This is a genomic window from Staphylococcus sp. HL28, assembly GCF_021117155.1.
Taxonomy (GTDB): domain Bacteria; phylum Bacillota; class Bacilli; order Staphylococcales; family Staphylococcaceae; genus Staphylococcus; species Staphylococcus warneri.
In genome coordinates this window covers 1,519,965-1,537,831 of record NZ_CP088218.1, presented here as the reverse complement: position 1 = coordinate 1,537,831, position 17,867 = coordinate 1,519,965, and the positions used below count along the sequence as shown (strand labels likewise).

20 protein-coding genes are annotated in these 17,867 nt (G+C 30.8%); 14 read left to right on the top strand and 6 right to left on the bottom strand.

Features of this window, described 5'->3' with window-relative positions; all coding sequences use genetic code 11:
• The first annotated feature begins 99 nt into the window (after window positions 1-99).
• The 4 genes from LPC11_RS07390 to LPC11_RS07375 all read left to right on the top strand — a co-directional run bounded on the left by LPC11_RS07390 (window position 100) and on the right by LPC11_RS07375 (window position 3,404).
• Window positions 100-978: an ABC transporter ATP-binding protein gene (locus tag LPC11_RS07390; RefSeq protein ID WP_023375230.1), complete on the top strand. Its 879-nt coding sequence runs from the start codon at window positions 100-102 to the stop codon at window positions 976-978.
• Complete coding sequence (locus LPC11_RS07385) at window positions 972-1,703, top strand: ABC transporter permease (protein ID WP_231307197.1); 732 nt, start codon at window positions 972-974, stop codon at window positions 1,701-1,703. Before LPC11_RS07390 ends, LPC11_RS07385 begins: the two co-directional genes overlap by 7 nt.
• 256 nt (window positions 1,704-1,959) lie before the next feature.
• Window positions 1,960-2,805, top strand: coding sequence for a sensor histidine kinase (locus LPC11_RS07380; RefSeq protein ID WP_081698210.1), 846 nt, complete (start codon window positions 1,960-1,962; stop codon window positions 2,803-2,805).
• Window positions 2,802-3,404 carry a response regulator transcription factor gene (locus LPC11_RS07375; RefSeq protein WP_041613987.1) on the top strand — a complete coding sequence of 201 codons (603 nt, stop codon included), beginning with the start codon at window positions 2,802-2,804 and terminating at the stop codon, window positions 3,402-3,404. The genes LPC11_RS07380 and LPC11_RS07375 overlap by 4 nt, the downstream gene beginning before the upstream one ends.
• On the opposite strand, the gene LPC11_RS07370 is transcribed toward LPC11_RS07375, so the two are convergent.
• Together LPC11_RS07370 and LPC11_RS07365 are read right to left on the bottom strand one after the other, a co-directional pair.
• A complete protein-coding gene (locus tag LPC11_RS07370; protein WP_002451285.1) occupies window positions 3,405-3,569 on the bottom strand; it encodes a hypothetical protein in 165 nt (54 codons plus the stop codon).
• A 192-nt stretch (window positions 3,570-3,761) separates the two neighbouring features.
• A complete protein-coding gene (locus tag LPC11_RS07365) occupies window positions 3,762-3,944 on the bottom strand; it encodes a hypothetical protein (protein ID WP_002466352.1) in 183 nt (60 codons plus the stop codon).
• A 133-nt stretch (window positions 3,945-4,077) separates the two neighbouring features.
• On the opposite strand from LPC11_RS07365, the gene nucI reads away from it, so the two are divergent.
• Complete coding sequence (gene nucI, locus LPC11_RS07360) at window positions 4,078-4,608, top strand: thermonuclease NucI (protein WP_023375234.1); 531 nt, start codon at window positions 4,078-4,080, stop codon at window positions 4,606-4,608.
• 71 nt (window positions 4,609-4,679) lie between these two features.
• On the opposite strand, the gene LPC11_RS07355 is transcribed toward nucI, so the two are convergent.
• Window positions 4,680-5,540: a hypothetical protein gene (locus LPC11_RS07355; RefSeq protein WP_023375235.1), complete on the bottom strand. Its 861-nt coding sequence runs from the start codon at window positions 5,538-5,540 to the stop codon at window positions 4,680-4,682.
• A gap of 379 nt (window positions 5,541-5,919) precedes the next feature.
• Here LPC11_RS07355 and LPC11_RS07350 point away from each other — a divergent pair, with 379 nt between their 5' ends.
• Window positions 5,920-6,519 carry a hypothetical protein gene (locus tag LPC11_RS07350; RefSeq protein WP_023375236.1) on the top strand — a complete coding sequence of 200 codons (600 nt, stop codon included), beginning with the start codon at window positions 5,920-5,922 and terminating at the stop codon, window positions 6,517-6,519.
• Between the two features lie 55 nt (window positions 6,520-6,574).
• On the opposite strand, the gene LPC11_RS07345 is transcribed toward LPC11_RS07350, so the two are convergent.
• Entirely contained in the window at window positions 6,575-7,942 is a 1,368-nt protein-coding gene (locus LPC11_RS07345; protein ID WP_104681687.1) for an aspartate kinase, read from the bottom strand.
• 187 nt (window positions 7,943-8,129) lie between these two features.
• Here LPC11_RS07345 and LPC11_RS07340 point away from each other — a divergent pair, with 187 nt between their 5' ends.
• From LPC11_RS07340 to LPC11_RS07325, 4 genes are read left to right on the top strand one after another with little or no spacing between them, the layout of a single operon-like run.
• Entirely contained in the window at window positions 8,130-9,410 is a 1,281-nt protein-coding gene (locus LPC11_RS07340; protein ID WP_023375238.1) for a homoserine dehydrogenase, read from the top strand.
• Between the two features lie 5 nt (window positions 9,411-9,415).
• Entirely contained in the window at window positions 9,416-10,477 is a 1,062-nt protein-coding gene (thrC, locus tag LPC11_RS07335; RefSeq protein WP_107566494.1) for a threonine synthase, read from the top strand.
• 1 nt (window position 10,478) lies between these two features.
• Window positions 10,479-11,393, top strand: coding sequence for a homoserine kinase (thrB, locus tag LPC11_RS07330; protein ID WP_104681688.1), 915 nt, complete (start codon window positions 10,479-10,481; stop codon window positions 11,391-11,393).
• A gap of 53 nt (window positions 11,394-11,446) precedes the next feature.
• On the top strand, window positions 11,447-12,250 hold the full coding sequence (locus tag LPC11_RS07325; RefSeq protein WP_023375241.1) for a Cof-type HAD-IIB family hydrolase: 804 nt from the start codon (window positions 11,447-11,449) through the stop codon (window positions 12,248-12,250).
• Between the two features lie 97 nt (window positions 12,251-12,347).
• On the opposite strand, the gene LPC11_RS07320 is transcribed toward LPC11_RS07325, so the two are convergent.
• Window positions 12,348-12,662 (bottom strand): hypothetical protein, encoded by a 315-nt coding sequence (locus LPC11_RS07320; RefSeq protein WP_002451295.1) that lies wholly within the window; start codon window positions 12,660-12,662, stop codon window positions 12,348-12,350.
• Window positions 12,663-12,863: 201 nt separating this feature from the next.
• The gene (locus tag LPC11_RS07315; protein ID WP_023375242.1) at window positions 12,864-14,315 is read right to left on the bottom strand and encodes an amino acid permease; all 1,452 of its coding nucleotides are present in this window, start codon (window positions 14,313-14,315) and stop codon (window positions 12,864-12,866) included.
• 206 nt (window positions 14,316-14,521) lie between these two features.
• On the opposite strand from LPC11_RS07315, the gene LPC11_RS07310 reads away from it, so the two are divergent.
• The 4 genes from LPC11_RS07310 (at window position 14,522) to guaC (ending at window position 17,865) form a co-directional block, all read left to right on the top strand.
• Window positions 14,522-16,039, top strand: coding sequence for a catalase (locus tag LPC11_RS07310; RefSeq protein ID WP_231307196.1), 1,518 nt, complete (start codon window positions 14,522-14,524; stop codon window positions 16,037-16,039).
• A 78-nt stretch (window positions 16,040-16,117) separates the two neighbouring features.
• Window positions 16,118-16,267: a 50S ribosomal protein L33 gene (gene rpmG, locus LPC11_RS07305; RefSeq protein ID WP_001831295.1), complete on the top strand. Its 150-nt coding sequence runs from the start codon at window positions 16,118-16,120 to the stop codon at window positions 16,265-16,267.
• Window positions 16,268-16,460: 193 nt separating this feature from the next.
• On the top strand, window positions 16,461-16,730 hold the full coding sequence (gene rpsN / locus LPC11_RS07300; RefSeq protein ID WP_023375244.1) for a 30S ribosomal protein S14: 270 nt from the start codon (window positions 16,461-16,463) through the stop codon (window positions 16,728-16,730).
• Between the two features lie 157 nt (window positions 16,731-16,887).
• Window positions 16,888-17,865 (top strand): GMP reductase, encoded by a 978-nt coding sequence (guaC, locus tag LPC11_RS07295; protein WP_023375245.1) that lies wholly within the window; start codon window positions 16,888-16,890, stop codon window positions 17,863-17,865.
• The last annotated feature ends 2 nt before the right edge of the window (window positions 17,866-17,867 follow it).

Sequence of the window (17,867 nt, the reverse complement as noted above, 5' to 3'; positions counted from 1 at the left end):
TATATGACAAATGTCATATCTAAATAATGACAAACGCTACTATTTTGAGTTTTACAGACTTGATATTCTGTATTCAACTCAAAATAAGAGGTGGTATAAATGATAAAAATAAATCATTTAAGTAAACAATTTAACAATGTCAATGTACTTGAAAATATTAACTTAAATATTGAAGATGGGATTTGCACGGCACTCATTGGCAAGAATGGAGCAGGAAAATCAACATTAATCGATATTATTATTGGTAATAAAGCAATAGATTTTGGTGAAATCATTGATGAACATAGTTTAATTAATAGAAAACATATGGCTGTTTTATATCAAAAAACACATTTTCTAAAATTAGTAAAAGTAAAAGAGTTATTTAATTTATATTGTAGTTTATACCAAGAGCATATTTCTAAAGAGGAGTTTATGAGTATCACTAACTTTGACGAACAATTGTTAAATCAATGGGCTTCAAAACTTTCTGGTGGGCAACAAAGAATTTTAGATTTTGCATTAACAGTTACAGGTAAACCAAAGTTGCTTGTATTAGATGAGCCAACCACTGCAATGGATATTGAAACGAGAGAACATTTTTGGAATATAATCCATCGATTTAAAAGTGAAGGTATGACCATCATATATACCACACATTATATAGAGGAAGTAGAAAGAATGGCTGATCAAATTGCTTTATTAGAAAATGGTCATATTAAAATTAAGGGAGATATAAATAAAATAAAGTCATTAGAACCAACATCCTACATATATATTCCACTTAAATACAAAGATGAAGTTCAAAAACTGGCTGTTAATTTTATATTCAAAAAATCAGATCAAAAATTCGAGATTAAAACAAAACAAGTCAAGGACATATTAATGGAAATGATAAATCAGAATATTGATTTAAATGAAATTGAAATATATAAATCATCTCTATTAGAAGTGCTATTTAATAAGTCGAATATAAGTGAGGAGGAAGTAAAATGCTAATGTCTTATTTTACAATCGAATTGAAAGTACTACTTAGGAAAAGATTATATTTAATTATGTCCATATGTTTACCATTATTTTTTTATCTATTATTCACTTCTATATTAGATTTGCCTAAGTCTGAAAGAATAATATTTTATAAGGAATATATGTATAGTATGGTAGTATTTAGTTGTATGAACTTTTGTTTGATTTCATTTCCTGTTGATATGATTGAAGAAAGAACAAATGGGTGGTTTAAGCATCTTATGACCACACCTCTTAATATAACGTCATATTATTTGGTTAAAGTTAGTAAGACTACTTTTCAGTTTTTATTAGCTATTGTATTAATATTTGTAATAGCACACTTTTATAATAACGTAAATATGGAAATGATACAGTGGATAAAATCTGCAGTTATATTATGGATAGGTGCTAGTTTGTTGTTAACATTAGGTTTAATTATTGCTCAATTTAACGATACTCAAAAAGCAAGCAGTATTGCTAACTTAATAGGTATAGGATTAGCGATTTTAGGAGGTCTATGGTTCCCAACTAACACATTCCCTGATTGGTTACAAGCTATTTCTAAATTAACACCTACTTATCATCTTAAACATTTGGCTTATCGTTTAAGTAAAGGCGATGGTATAGATTTTACTTCTTTTGGAATAATATTTTTTTATAGCGTGATATTTTTAATGATCGTATTATTGATTAATAAACAGAAAGCAGTGGATTAATATGACAAATGTATCCATTTGGACAAAAATTGGAACTAGAATAACACCTTTAATTTATTTGATTTTTCCGATATTAAACCTAATCGATTACAGTATTGAGAGACCCAAATGGGAATATTTTCTAATTGTAATCATTTTTGCAATTGATTATATCACAATAGTCTTTTACTATAATCGCGTGAGTGATAAAACACTGTATACAATGTTTCTGATTCACTATATATTATTAGATTATTTTGTTATATGTAAACAACCAATGAATGCATTATTTTATTTCTTTAGTGCATTTGCTATTCCTTTCATGTTGAAAAAAGGATTTAAGTCTAAATATTTTATTACATTTGTTATTGCGATGATAGTAACACTAGGAATCACGTTTATTATTATAAATGATGCAACATTACCTTTATCAATTTATTTTGTGGTCATATTTTTAATGTGTGTAGGGAATATTTATGCTTTAGAAGAGCGTAAAATGAAAGAAAAACTTACAGAACAGAATAAATACATTAATATTCTAATAGCGGAACAAGAACGAACACGTATAGGACAAGATTTGCATGATACGTTAGGTCACGTTTTTGCAAGTTTAACCTTAAAATCAGAGCTAGCTATGAAACTGATTGATCAACAACCAGCTAAAGCTAGAGATGAAATAGAATCTATCAATGAACTATCAAAAGACACGTTAAAAAAAGTGAGAAATATAATAGAAAATCTCCAAACGCCTTCATTTCAAGAAGAAGTTAAAGCAGTATCGACAATTTTAAAAGATGCCCAAATTGATTTTGCTTTTTCTAACACGCAAATAGTAGCATCTTTAAATCCAGCAAAGCAGGCTTTGGTATCCATGATTTTAAAAGAGGCGATAAATAATATTATTAAACATGCTAATGCGACTGCAGTTAAAATTAATGTAAGTGATTATCATAATTATATTATGTTGACTATCCAAGATAACGGTATAGGAATGAATAATAAAGATAAAGAAAAGCTGAGTAGTATTCGGAGTAGAGTGAATTATTTAAATGGAGAACTAAATATTGAAAATCACAATGGAACTAAACTAACAATCTTTATACCTAGAGGTGAAATGATGTGATTACAATGATTATAGCTGAAGACCAACATATGCTTAGAAAAGCTATGGTACAACTTATCGAATTAAATGATGATTTAAAGGTATTAGCAGATGTAGGAAATGGTAATGATGCATTAGAGTTAATAAAAACATATGAACCTGATATTGCAATTCTAGATATAGAAATGCCAGGTATGACTGGTATTGAAGTCTTAGCAGAATCTAAAGCATTAAAATTACAGACCAAAATTATCATTGTTACAACTTTCAAAAGACCAGGATATTTTGAAAAAGCTGTAGCAAATGATGTAGATGCATATGTTTTAAAAGAGCGATCCATAGATGAATTAGTAAATACTATTCAGAAGGTAGTTAATGGGAAGAAAGAATATAGTGATAGCTTGATGACATCATTAATTACGTACACCAATCCATTAACGCACAAAGAACAAGTTGTCTTACGAGAAATCGGTAATGGATTAAGTAGTAAGGATATTGCAGACAAATTATATTTATCTAATGGAACAATACGTAATTATACATCATCTATTATTGATAAACTTGAAGCTGAAAATCGTTTTGACGCTTGGAAAATTGCCACAAATAATGGGTGGATTTAATTAGCTTGGTTGTTTATCAACATGTTCTGAAAGTAATTTTAATATTTCAATCGCTTTATAAGTTGGTGTTTCAATGCTTAATGTATGATCAAATGTATGATTTTGGGGTGTTTTAACTTTATAAGTAATTTCATAGCTATCAATGATGCAATCTATAATTTCCATATTTTCTCCCTCCTGAAAATTTTATTGAATTAATTGTTTTATTAATTTTTATATACCACAATTTTTACAAATTATTCCTTTAATATTCACAAAAATGTTACAAAATAAATAATTTTTTGAAACGAAAAAATGCCATTGAATTTGATTTCAATGGCACGCTTTGTTTAATATTGATATTAAAAAAATTATTGTCTATCGCTTTCTTTTATCCATGAAATTGGTGATTAAATAAACGATAAAACCTACTAAAATTCCTAAAAATAATGCAACTACGGCAGAAACTATAGTTGGGAATTTAAATACAACTTGCATTACAATACCTATTATAACTGCCACAATGACTGCTATAAGTGTGACTCTATTCTCACTAGACATATTGTTAATTCACTCCTATCATTAATTATTATATCATGGTCATGCTTGTTTAAAAATTTTAATTTAGTATTGACGCTATGTTTATTATTCATTATCATTAGTCAGGATAAATAAGTAAGAATGGGTGACATCAATGAAATCGAAAAAGTCTTTATCAACACTTGTGTTGGTAATTATAGTTGTTTGTGTGTTATTGTTTCAATTTATTAATCATACTGGACCATTTAGTGGATCTAAATCTCAAAATACTAGTACAGAATTAAAAGGAAAGGAAAAAGTTCATATTGATAGGGTAGTTGACGGGGATACATTTGTAGCAAAACAGGGCAACAAAAATATTAAAGTGCGTTTAATTGGTGTTGATACGCCTGAAACAGTTAAACCGAACACGCCTGTTCAACCTTATGGTAAAGAGGCTTCGAACTATAGTAAGAAAACTTTAACTAATAAAGATGTGTATCTTGAATATGATAAAGAAAAAAATGATAGATATGGTAGAACTTTAGCATATGTATGGTTAGATAAAGATCATATGTATAATAAAGAACTCGTTGAAAAAGGTTTAGCAAGAGAAAAGTACTTTGCGCCAAACGGTAAATATAGAGATGTATTTAAAAAGGCTCAAAATGAAGCTAAGAAAAACAAAGTTAATATTTGGAGTTAATAGGTAATAAAAAGGCCGATATAATTATGGGTATCACTTCATAATTGTATCGGCCTTTTATCATATAATTTTTAATTAAATTGTTGTGTAATTTGTTCAACTTGATCTTTAGTTAATGGATGTTTAGATAGACTTACTGCATCGTTAATCACTTTTTCAAGTGATGATTTAGTTGAAACTGTGTCTACATATTTGTCGCTTTCTTCAGAACCTTCGATAATATTGACAGTTCCATCATTAAAATAAACCACACCGATACTTTGAATTTTGAAATTGAAATGTGACTCGATTTGGTCTTTTAATGCTTTAGCGTTATTAGCAGCTTGTTGGTATGGATCATAATCATAAAATTCATATATTACTCGATTATCTTGAAGCATTTCTATGAATGTATAGACACCTTCACGAGTAGTATTGAATTGTTTATGATACTGTTCACTAATATAATGTCCAACAATTTTATCTCTATTTAGAGGTTGTTGGTCTAAATTATTGTGCTTATCAGGCACATCAAAGTGGTAGAAAGTTTTTTGATTCCAATGTTTAACATCAACATTGATTAAACCTACATCAGTAACAATAATAAAATCAAATGATCTTACATAATCAAATAATGGATGTTTTGTGGCAAGGTTACTCGTTGCTATGATGTTATATACCTTTAACTGACCACTTTCCACAAATTTATCTAAGATACCTCGTAAATCACGTTTTGCATTTTTGAATGCATGTGGGCTAATGCCTTTGTTGGTACTTAGCATTTGATTTTTTAAAGAAAGATTTTCCTCACTTAAAGCTGAATTTTTCGCTACGATTTGATTTTTTGCATATTCTTCAGTTTCAACTCTACTTTTTAAATACTGTTGATTCAAGAAAAATGCGATAATCAAAACAATGATGATAATTATCAGAATTATCGATAAAGTTGACATAATTTTCACCCGAATCTATTTAGATTTAAACAGTAATACATATGTATGACAATGATATGAAATATTAATTTTTATGAAAAAGAAAATAATATATATAATCAAAATCACACAATTGATAACTCAATATAGATTATAAACTTACATTTAATGATGTTCAATCTATTGTACGTGAAATTGAGAATATTATTTGAAAATTTAACGTTATAGACACTTTTAATAAATTACCATTGGCGTAACCACCAATTAAGATGAAATAATAAAAATTCATCAGGATATTAAATATAATTTTTACTAATTGTTCACAAATAATCAATTGAAAAAGATGTAGCTAGAAGGTATAATATAGGTTATGAAAGCGTTTACTAAGAAGGTGGTGTACATGTATATGGAAGAGCATTCAAATACTCAAACTTTAGTTGAAGCATTAATTCAATCATCATCACAGTCTTTCAAGTTTCATGGCGTTGTAGCAATGCAGTTATTTTTAAGTGATGACCTTGAACTACCTTCAAAAGTAGATATTTGTGTAGAACGTAAAAAATTAATAGATATTGTCAAAGCTATACCAAATCATTTTAATATTCGTTTTTTTAATAAAGCTGGTGAATGTTCAGAAAGTCATAACATGTCATTAAAAGAAATTACACATGCAAATGTGTATGATGAAGAACAACAAATTATGGAAATTTTTGTATATGATGTTGTAAATGATGAGTGGATATTCAGGTTGAATTCCCAAATTCGTTTGCCTAAGAATAATATTTATTTCCATTCATTAAATTATGATGTGGATTATATTAAACCTGAAATCGTATTGATGTATGATTTATTAGATAACCAAAACTATCATCAATTCTCAAATTACAAAAAGGTCATTGATTCATTGAGTTACTATCAATTTTTCATTCTTAAACTTGTTGTGGGTGAAAAAAGAATTAAAGAAGCTATTTTAAATAATAAAAAGATATTAGAAGCTTAAAAGCAACTTTCTAAAGAACTAGATTTTGTTCTACTTAGAAAGTTGCTTTTTTAAATTAATCTTTTATACATATACCGTGATAACAGAATTCATAAGTTGCTCTTACAGCTTTTTCTGCATCCTCTAATTTGATACCAAACATCATTGAAATTTCAGATGCCCCTTGGTTAATCATTTTTAAATTAATATTAGATTCTGCCAGTGCATGAGTAATTTTACTAGCAGTACCAATAACTCTATTCATCCCTTCACCAACAATCATTAGAATTGCAAGATCGTGATCAATACTTAACTCATCTACATCACAATATTTTTGTATATCGTTTAGCACACGGCTCTCTACATCTCTTATTTGATCAGAGCGCATGACGAGACTGATATTATCTATACCAGAAGGCATGTGGTCAAATGAAATATTATAATCTTCAAGAACGCCTAAAATTTTTCTTGTGAAACCAACTTGTCTGTTCATCAAGTATTTTTTGATATTAATAACAGTAAAATCTTTATCACAACTAATACCACTAATTACATTTTTAGAATTAATTTCTCGATCATGTACGATAAATGTGCCTTTATCTTGAGGACGATTTGTATTTTTAATAACGACAGGGATGCGGTCTTTATGTAAAGGTTGTAGCGCCTCATCATGAAATACACTAAAACCGGCGTATGATAGTTCTCGCATTTCTCTATAAGTAATCTCTTCAATGATTTCAGGGTTATTAATAATGTTTGGGTTAGCTTTGAATATACCAGATACATCTGTAAAGTTTTCATATAGTGATGCTCTAACACCTCGAGCAATGATAGCACCCGTAATATCTGAGCCACCTCTAGGGAAAGTAACTATAAAATGATGTTTGGAAACGCCAAAGAATCCAGGAATAATTAATTTTTCTTTATAATCATTTAATTTATATATTTGTTCATAGGCAGAATCTAAAATTTGAGCTTGTTTAGGTAGATCAGTGACTAAAATACCTGCATCTTTTGGTGAAATATATTTAGTAGGAACACCTTGGCTATTGTTATAAGCTGCGATGAGTTGTGCATTAAAGTCTTCACCGCATGACACAATAGCATCATAAAGACGTGCAGGTTTATCTTTAAGTTCGTGTATATAATTTTCCAAAGTTTCATCAATCGTAGTAAGAATATCACGTTCCATATCTAATTCTTCAACAATATCTGCATAACGTTGAATAATTTCTTGTTTTTTATGTTGATAGTCAATGTTATTGATGACTTTTTCATATAAGCGAATGAGCAAGTCTGTCGTTTTAATATCATCACTGGAACGTTTTCCTGGAGCAGAAACGATAATAATCTTACGTTCTGGATCATCATTAACAATTTTTAAAACTTTTTTAATTTGCTTGGCGTTAGAGACTGAACTGCCTCCAAATTTAGCTACTTTCATAATAAAACAACCTTTCTAAAAAATCAGAAAATTTTATTTAGTTTTTCGGTGGAGCGTGGTACTATAAAGTTATATTTTCATTATTGTGAACTTTACAAAAATTAAGAATAATTCTATACTATACCATCATATAGTATTTTTCAACGATACATTTGTTTTTCTCAAGTGAACAAGGAGGTACAGCGACATGAAGGAATTAAATATAGCATTACTTGGTTTAGGTACTGTAGGATCAGGTGTTGTCAAAATAATTGAAGAGAATAGACAACAAATTAAGGATACACTTAATAAAGATATTGTTATCAAGCATATACTTGTTCGTGACAAAACTAAGAAACGTCCATTAAATATTAGTCAATATCACTTAACTGAAGATGTAAATGAAATTTTAAATGATGACACTATTGATATTGTTGTGGAAGTTATGGGGGGCATTGAACCTACAGTTGATTGGTTACGTAGTGCTTTAAAGAATAAGAAACATGTAATTACTGCAAATAAAGATTTATTAGCAGTACATTTAAATTTACTTGAAGATTTGGCAGAAGCCAACGGTGTTGCTTTAAAATTTGAAGCAAGTGTTGCAGGTGGTATCCCAATTGTAAATGCAATTAATAATGGTTTGAATGCCAATAATATATCTAAATTTATGGGGATTTTAAATGGAACATCAAACTTTATTCTTTCAAAAATGACTCAAGATCAAACAACTTTCGAAGATGCACTTGAGGAAGCTAAGCGTCTAGGTTTTGCAGAAGCTGATCCAACAGATGATGTAGATGGCATAGACGCCGCTAGAAAAGTAGTTATTACGTCATACCTGTCATTTAACCAAGTGATTAAACTTAATGACGTTCAATTAACAGGTATTAGAAATACGACATTAAGTGATATCAATGCTGCAAAAGCATTAGGATATAAAATTAAATTGATTGGTAAGGGAACTTATAATAATGGAAAGGTCAATGCATCTGTAGAACCTACGTTAATCGATGAAAAGCATCAACTTGCAGCAGTTGAAAATGAGTATAATGCCATTTATGTCATTGGTGATGCTGTCGGCGATACAATGTTTTATGGTAAAGGTGCAGGTAGTTTAGCTACAGGAAGTGCTGTAGTGAGTGATTTACTGAATGTAGCATTATTCTTTGAATCAAATTTACATACGTTACCACCTCATTTTGAATTGAAAACTGAAGAGACCAGAGAAATGATGGATAATGAAGAAGCCGTCCTCGTTCAAGAAAAGTTTAACTTTTATGTTGTGCTTAAGTCTCAAGAACATTCTGAAGAAAAGTTAGAAAAAGAGCTTAAATCACATTTACCATTCCATAAATCATTAAAAGTAACTAAGCGTGATGCAGATACGTATGCAATAGTAATTTTAGGATTAGATCAATCACCTGAACAATTATTAAAAGACGCAGGATTTGATGTTAATAAAGTTTATCCAGTAGAAGGGGTTTAATACTTATGAAAAGATGGCAAGGTTTAGTTAAAGAATTTGAAACATATTTACCTGTAAATGATCAAACACCTAAATTAACGTTGAATGAAGGGAATACACCGTTAATTTATTGTGAAAATATGTCACAAATGCTTGGAATTGAATTATACGTAAAATATGAAGGCGCGAACCCAACAGGCTCTTTTAAAGATAGAGGCATGGTTATGGCCGTAACTAAAGCAAAAGAACAGGGGAAAAAAGTTGTTATTTGTGCGTCAACAGGTAATACTTCAGCATCAGCAGCGGCATATGCAGCTAGAGCAGGGTTGAAAGCAATAGTAGTTATTCCTGAGGGTAAAATAGCTTTAGGTAAACTATCTCAAGCAGTAATGTATGGTGCTGAAATCGTATCCATTGAAGGAAACTTTGATGAAGCTTTAGAAATAGTGAAAGAAATTGCTAAGAATGGCGATATTGAATTGGTGAATTCTGTTAATCCATTTAGAATAGAAGGGCAAAAAACGGGAGCCTTTGAGTTAGTAGAACAACTTGATGGAGAAGCACCAGATATTTTGGCGATTCCTGTTGGTAATGCAGGTAACATAACTGCATATTGGAAAGGTTTCAAAGAATATCAAGAGAAAAAAGGTAGTCAATTACCACAATTATTCGGTTTCCAAGCAGAAGGTGCATCACCAATCGTTCAAAATAAAGTCATTAAAAATCCGGAAACAGTTGCTACTGCTATTCGTATTGGAAATCCTGCGAGTTGGGAGAAAGCGACTAATGCACTTAAAGAATCAAACGGATTAATTGATAGTGTAACTGATGAAGAAATTTTAGAAGCTTATCAAATGATGACATCTAAGGAAGGGGTTTTCAGTGAGCCCGCTAGTAATGCGTCTATTGCAGGTTTAATTAAATTAAAACGTGCTGGCCGCTTACCACAAGGCAAAAAAGTAGTAGCTGTTTTAACAGGAAACGGTTTGAAAGACCCAGACACAGCTATTTCTTTACTAGATAACCCAATTCAACCACTTCCTAATGACAAAGAAAGCATAATTAAGTATATTAAAGGGGCTTTATAATATGGAAGCTATGTTAAAGTTGAAAATTCCCGCTTCTACTGCAAATTTAGGTGTTGGATTTGATTCGATTGGTATGGCATTAAATAAATATCTTCATATGAACGTCAAAGCAATTCAGGGTGATAATTGGGAATTTAATTACTTTAATGAAGAATTAGAGAGCTTACCCAAGGATAAATCTAATTATATTTATCAGGTCGCTCAAAAAGTTGCTAATAAATATGATGTTGATTTACCAGCATTAAGTATTGATATGAGAAGCGATATACCTTTAGCAAGAGGTTTAGGTTCTTCAGCTTCAGCGTTAGTTGGTGCACTTTATATCGCTAACTATTTCGGAAATATTCAATTATCTCAGTATGAATTACTTCAACTAGCAACTGAGTTTGAAGGTCATCCAGATAATGTAGCACCTACAATTTATGGCGGGTTAATTTCTGGTTATTATAATCCAGATACAAAAGTGACAGATGTAGCACGCATTGATGTACCTAAAGTAGATATTATACTAACTATACCACCATATGAACTTAAAACTGAAGATTCTCGTCAAGCACTACCAGATACTTTTTCACATTCTAATGCAGTACGTAATAGTGCAATTAGTAATACTATGATATGTGCGTTAATACAACACAAATATGAATTAGCTGGAAAAATGATGGAACAAGATGGTTTTCATGAACCTTTCCGTCAACATTTAATTCCAGAATTTGCAAACATTAGACAAATTTCTAAAGCACACCATGCGTATGCGACTGTTATTAGTGGTGCTGGACCTACAGTATTAACAATGAGTCCACGTGAGCATAGTGGTGAAATAGTAAGAACTTTAAAGAAAGATATGTCACATTGTATCTCAGAATTAGTGACTATCAATGAAGTTGGCGTCATTGAAGAAGTAGTGTACCAGTAGGCTTGTTTTGATGTAAAATATAGATAAGTCATTGAAAGGAGATTCGAAATAACATGAGTAAATATAAAGTAATCGTAATGGATATGGATGACACACTAATGAATAGTGAGAATCAAGTATCTCCAGAAACACAATCTTATCTTATTGATATTCAAGACAAAGGATATAAAGTTGTTTTAGCTTCAGGCAGACCAACTGAAGGGATGTTACCTGTAGCAAGAACATTAAAATTAAATGAACATGAAAGTTTTATTATTAGTTATAACGGTGGTAAAACAATTAATATGACTACTGAAGAAGTAGAAGTAAGTCAAAGTGTATCAAAAGAAAATTTTGATGCGATTGTAGATTATTGCCGTGAAAAAGGTTTTTTAGTCTTAACTTACGACGAAGGTTACATTATTTATGATGGCGATCATGAATACATGAATATTGAATCAGAATTAACTGGGTTACCGATGAAACGTGTGGAAGATATTAAATCTTATATTACACATAGCGTGCCAAAAGTTATGGGCGTCGATTATGTAGGTAATATTACTGAAGCGCGAATCGACTTGAATGGTTTCTTTAATGAGGAAATTGATGTTACTACAAGTAAACCATTCTTTTTAGAATTTATGGCAAGAGATGTTTCAAAAGGTAATGCAATTAAAGCATTATGTAAAAAATTAGATATTTCACTTGAAGAAGTGGTTGCATTTGGTGATAGTTTAAATGACCAATCTATGTTAGAGGTTGTTGGACATGCTGTCGCTATGGGAAATGCAAGTGACGAATTAAAAAATATTGCAGATGAAGTAACTTTAGATAATAATTCTAATGGTATTCCACACGCTTTAAAACAACTTCTATAATTAAATAGACTTAGGTATCTTGATGGTGATGCGATAACATATTTAATAACATGTTAACGATGTATACCAAGGTCAAGTTACCTAAGTCTTTTTTAGATTATTTTGCTGTGTGTGTCCAATCATTTTTTCCTTTATAGCGTTTAACATGTGCATAAACTTGATCTGCTGCATAATCAAGGTTTGTATAAACAGTTATAGTAAATGCTGATTGGTTTTCTTGAAATTTTTCTTCTAAAAATACTTCTTTAAGATGTGTAAATAAGTTATTCATTTGGTCGTGATTTAAACTTGGATACTCTCTTAATGTATTCTTAACGAGTTGACCATTTTTTTCTTCTAGAGATTGCACGACAATAACAAAACGCTCGTCACTTTTAATCACATCATCGAACAAATTTGTTTGACCAATCATTGAAACCACCTCTGAGCCATTATTCTTAACCTTATTATACATGATAATTTGTTAGCAGAAAATAAACTTTAACTATAAAACCATTTTAATTTATTTATAGTTGCATGTTTATTGTGACAAAATAAAATACACCTTTCAATCAAACTTTATATAAAGTAATGAATCGAAAGGTGTAATTTTTAGTGATTGTATTAATAACAGTTAATTATTTTTGAAAATATGAGAACTTAAATCCATTTCATTAAGTTTAACAAACTTCGTTTTCTTAATCATTTTATGAACAAAGAAGATAATTGCTAGGATTAGAATAGGTGTAAAGTTTCTAATAACACTGATCCAATCACCAGAAGCAATGCTTCCAAAAGAACTACCAAATAATAAGAATAATAATGTAGCAATTACTACTATAGGTCCGAATGGATAAAACGGTGCTTTATAAGGTAATAATTCGTTAGCATCTTTACCTTGTTTTTTAATAGCACGACGCACTCTAATTTGTGACCAAATACTAGACCCCCAAACGATGATAACCATCGAACCAATAATGTTTAATAAATTAAATACTGCATTAGAATTAAAATTAGCATATATTACTACAGCTACTACTAATAAATAAGTTGTTAGAATTGATCTAATCGGCAATTTAGTAGTTTTATTTAATTTATTGAAAAATTGTGGTGCTTGTTTATCAACACTTAATGAATAAAGCATTCTGCTTGTTGTATAAATACCTGAGTTTGCTGCTGATAATAATGAAGTTAAAATAACTGCATTAATGACTGAGGCAGCAAAAGCAATACCTATACGGTCAAATACGATTGTAAATGGACTTTGAGTAACAGATTGACTTTCATTTAATAGTAATGGATCAGTATATGGGATTATTGCAGCGATGACTGCTATAGATAATACATAGAATAATAAAATTCTCCAAAATACTTGTTTAATCGCTCTAGGCATTGATTTACTTGGATCACTTGATTCTCCAGCTGTGACTGCAACTACTTCTGTACCACCAACAGAAAAGCCAGCAACTAATAAAACACTTAATATACCTGAGATACCACCTACAAAAGGTGCTTGACCTTTAGTATAATTTTCAAATCCATAAGAATGTCCGCCTAAAATACCAAAAATCATCAAAATACCAAAAACTATAAATACAATAATTGTGACTACTTTAATTAATGATAACCAAAATTCTGTTTCACCAAATGCTTTTACTGAGAAAATGTTTAGTAGTAAAAGTAGTGTAATAAATATCAAGCTCCAAGTTAAGGGGCTAAAGAAATTAAAAGCATCCCAAAACTTTAATACATTTGCTGCAACGATGACGTCTACACTTGTTACAAGGGTCCACATTCCCCAATATAACCAACCCATGGTAAAACCAAGTGATGGATCGACAAATCGAGTTGAATATGAACTAAATGAACCAGATACCGGATAGAAAGTAGCTAATTCACCAATAGATGCCATTAAGAAATAGAGCATGATACCAATTAAGAGGTAAGCTAGGATAGCGCCACCAGGTCCAGCTTCAGAAATAACACTTCCTGTAGCCACAAATAGACCAGTTCCAATTGCGCCACCTATAGCAATCATGGTTATGTGTCTGGAGGTTAAACCTCTTTTCATATTATTATCTTCCATATACTGTCTCCCATCTATTTTAAATATATCCATCATTTTAATTCTTTTAGACCTACTATTCAATAGTAATTTAGCACTTTAAAGTAAAATTTAAAAATTTTCTGATAATTTAGTTGTAATAAAGCGTTTAAGTTTCATTAAAAAGGGGCATACATTATAATGTATACTAAATTATAATAATTCTAATTTATGTGGAGGGGAATTTAATGTCTAAACAAGACGGCAAGTTAACAGGTTTATTTGGCGCACCCGTGTCCGATAGAGAAAATAGTATGACAGCAGGTCCAAGAGGTCCACTACTAATGCAGGATATTTACTTCTTAGAGCAAATGTCACATTTTGATCGTGAAGTGATTCCGGAAAGACGTATGCATGCTAAAGGTTCCGGTGCATTTGGAACGTTTACCGTAACTAATGATATTACTCAATATACAAGTGCTAAAATGTTCTCAGAAGTAGGTAAACAAACTGAAATGTTTGCAAGATTTTCTACTGTATCTGGTGAAAGAGGCGCAGCAGATGCTGAGAGAGATATTCGTGGGTTTGCCTTAAAATTCTATACTGAAGATGGAAACTGGGATTTAGTCGGTAATAACACACCTGTATTCTTCTTTAGAGACCCAAAATTATTCGTTAGTTTAAATAGAGCAGTTAAAAGAGACCCAAGAACAAATATGAGAAGTGCGCAAAATAACTGGGACTTCTGGACAGGATTACCAGAATCATTACACCAAGTGACAATTTTAATGTCTGATAGAGGTATTCCTAAAGATTTACGACATATGCATGGATTCGGCTCACACACATATTCTATGTATAATGATAAAGGTGAACGCGTATGGGTTAAATATCATTTTAGAACACAACAAGGTATTGAAAATTTAACAGATGATGAAGCGGCTAACGTGATTGCTACGGATCGTGATTCATCACAACGCGATTTATTTAATGCAATTGAAAATGGTGATTATCCTAAATGGAAAATGTATATTCAAGTAATGACAGAAGAACAAGCACGAAATCATAAAGATAACCCATTTGATTTAACAAAAGTTTGGTATCATGGTGATTATCCATTAATTGAAGTTGGAGAATTTGAATTAAACCGCAATCCTAATAATTATTTCCAAGATGTTGAACAAGCTGCTTTTGCACCTACAAACATCGTTCCAGGTCTAGATTATTCTCCAGATAAAATGTTACAAGGTCGTTTATTCTCATATGGTGATGCGCAACGTTATAGATTAGGAGTTAACCACTGGCAAATACCAGTTAACCAACCTAAAGGTGTAGGTATTGAAAATCTATGTCCATTTAGTCGTGACGGACAAATGCGTATTTTAGATGATAACCAAGGTGGCGGACCTCATTATTACCCAAATAATCAAGGTGTTTATGATTCTCAACTTGAATTTAAAAAACCACCATTCCCAACTGATGGTGATGGTTATGAATATAATCAACGTCAAGATGATGATAACTACTTTGAACAACCAGGTAAGTTATTTAGATTACAATCTGATGAAGCTAAAGAGAGAATCTTTACTAATACAGCAAATGCTATGGATGGTGTGACAGAGGATGTTAAAAGACGTCATATTCGCCATTGTTACAAAGCAGATCCTGATTATGGTAAAGGCGTTGCAAAAGCATTAGGTATTGATATTAATTCAATCGATTTAGAAGGTGAGCAAGACGAAACTTATGAGAATTTTAATAATTAAAAGTTAAGATTGCGCACAGAAAATTTATATGATAAAATTTTAAATCGTAAGTATTCCTAACTAGAAAGGGTGTTGAACGTGCGCGTAAATATCACATTAGCATGCACAGAATGTGGCGATCGTAACTATATCACTACTAAAAATAAAAGAAATAATCCTGAGCGTATTGAAATGAAAAAATATTGCCCAAGATTAAACAAATATACGTTACATCGTGAAACTAAATAATCACTTATCTTTCAAATACGACAATTTGAAATGCGAAAAGACCTTTTTCTTAATCGAAAAAGGTCTTTTTTATACTTAATAGTGAAAATTAACATTTTATTTAGAAACGGAAATTTCACGTTTGCAAAACTCATAATACGTGTTATTATATAAAACGTAATAATTACGATTTATAAAAAGAGAGGTAAAAGAAATGGCTAAAAAATCAAAAATTGTAAAAGAACAAAAGAGACAAGAATTAGTAGATAAATATTTTGAATTACGAAAAGAACTTAAAGCAAAAGGTGATTATGAAGCGTTAAGAAAATTACCACGTGATTCATCACCTACACGCTTAACTCGTAGATGCAAAGTGACTGGACGACCAAGAGGTGTATTGAGAAAGTTCGAAATGTCACGTATTGCATTTAGAGAACATGCTCATAAAGGTCAAATACCAGGTGTAAAAAAATCAAGTTGGTAAAACTCGTACTAAAGTCCATTTACAAGAACAATAAAACAATGTAAAGTAAGTAAGGATAATATTTTTCTGAATAAAGTAACTGATTTTAAATTGATTATTCGGATTTTAGCTATTTATCCCAAAATATATTGTTTTATAAAGGGGCTTTTAGATTAATATGAAAATATTTGATTATGAAGACATACAACTAATACCGAACAAATGTATTGTTGAAAGTAGATCTGAATGTGATACTTCAATTAAATTTGGACCACGTTCATTTAAACTTCCTGTTGTACCAGCTAACATGCAAACAGTTATGAATGAAGAATTAGCGCAATGGTTTGCAGAAAACGATTATTTTTATATCATGCATCGATTCAATGAAGCAGCTAGAATTCCGTTTATCAAAAAAATGCAAAGTAATCATTTATTTGCATCTATTTCAGTTGGTGTAAAAAAATCAGAATTTGAATTTATTGAACAACTCTCAAATGAACAATTAACACCAGAATATATAACAATTGATATTGCACATGGACATTCTGATTCTGTGATTAATATGATTAAGCACATTAAAACATATTTACCTAATTCATTTGTAATAGCTGGTAACGTAGGTACACCCGAAGGCGTTAGAGAATTAGAAAATGCCGGTGCAGATGCAACGAAGGTAGGTATTGGACCAGGTCGTGTTTGTATAACTAAAATTAAAACAGGATTTGGTACAGGTGGTTGGCAATTATCTGCACTTAATTTATGTAGTAAAGCAGCTAGAAAGCCTATTATTGCCGATGGTGGCATACGAACTCATGGTGACATTGCTAAATCAATTCGTTTCGGTGCATCAATGGTTATGATTGGGTCACTTTTTGCAGCTCACGAAGAATCACCAGGAGAAACGGTTGAGCTAGAAGGTAAACGCTATAAAGAATATTTCGGTAGTGCTTCTGAATTTCAAAAGGGCGAACATAAAAACGTTGAAGGCAAAAAGATGTTTGTAGAACATAAAGGGTCATTGAAAGATACTTTAAGAGAAATGCAACAAGATTTACAAAGCTCTATTTCTTATGCGGGTGGAAAAGATTTAAAATCACTACGCACTGTAGATTATGTTATTGTTAGAAATTCGATCTTTAACGGAGATAGAGACTAGTA

Coding starts and splice junctions, on each gene's coding strand:
- LPC11_RS07390 (WP_023375230.1), top strand. CDS start 100: ATGATAAAAATAAATCATTTAAGTAAACAATTTAACAATGTCAATGTA.
- LPC11_RS07385 (WP_231307197.1), top strand. CDS start 972: ATGCTAATGTCTTATTTTACAATCGAATTGAAAGTACTACTTAGGAAA.
- LPC11_RS07380 (WP_081698210.1), top strand. CDS start 1,960: ATGAATGCATTATTTTATTTCTTTAGTGCATTTGCTATTCCTTTCATG.
- LPC11_RS07370 (WP_002451285.1), bottom strand. CDS start 3,569: ATGGAAATTATAGATTGCATCATTGATAGCTATGAAATTACTTATAAA.
- LPC11_RS07365 (WP_002466352.1), bottom strand. CDS start 3,944: ATGTCTAGTGAGAATAGAGTCACACTTATAGCAGTCATTGTGGCAGTT.
- nucI (WP_023375234.1), top strand. CDS start 4,078: ATGAAATCGAAAAAGTCTTTATCAACACTTGTGTTGGTAATTATAGTT.
- LPC11_RS07355 (WP_023375235.1), bottom strand. CDS start 5,540: ATGTCAACTTTATCGATAATTCTGATAATTATCATCATTGTTTTGATT.
- LPC11_RS07350 (WP_023375236.1), top strand. CDS start 5,920: ATGTATATGGAAGAGCATTCAAATACTCAAACTTTAGTTGAAGCATTA.
- LPC11_RS07345 (WP_104681687.1), bottom strand. CDS start 7,942: ATGAAAGTAGCTAAATTTGGAGGCAGTTCAGTCTCTAACGCCAAGCAA.
- LPC11_RS07340 (WP_023375238.1), top strand. CDS start 8,130: ATGAAGGAATTAAATATAGCATTACTTGGTTTAGGTACTGTAGGATCA.
- thrC (WP_107566494.1), top strand. CDS start 9,416: ATGAAAAGATGGCAAGGTTTAGTTAAAGAATTTGAAACATATTTACCT.
- thrB (WP_104681688.1), top strand. CDS start 10,479: ATGGAAGCTATGTTAAAGTTGAAAATTCCCGCTTCTACTGCAAATTTA.
- LPC11_RS07325 (WP_023375241.1), top strand. CDS start 11,447: ATGAGTAAATATAAAGTAATCGTAATGGATATGGATGACACACTAATG.
- LPC11_RS07320 (WP_002451295.1), bottom strand. CDS start 12,662: ATGATTGGTCAAACAAATTTGTTCGATGATGTGATTAAAAGTGACGAG.
- LPC11_RS07315 (WP_023375242.1), bottom strand. CDS start 14,315: ATGGAAGATAATAATATGAAAAGAGGTTTAACCTCCAGACACATAACC.
- LPC11_RS07310 (WP_231307196.1), top strand. CDS start 14,522: ATGTCTAAACAAGACGGCAAGTTAACAGGTTTATTTGGCGCACCCGTG.
- rpsN (WP_023375244.1), top strand. CDS start 16,461: ATGGCTAAAAAATCAAAAATTGTAAAAGAACAAAAGAGACAAGAATTA.
- guaC (WP_023375245.1), top strand. CDS start 16,888: ATGAAAATATTTGATTATGAAGACATACAACTAATACCGAACAAATGT.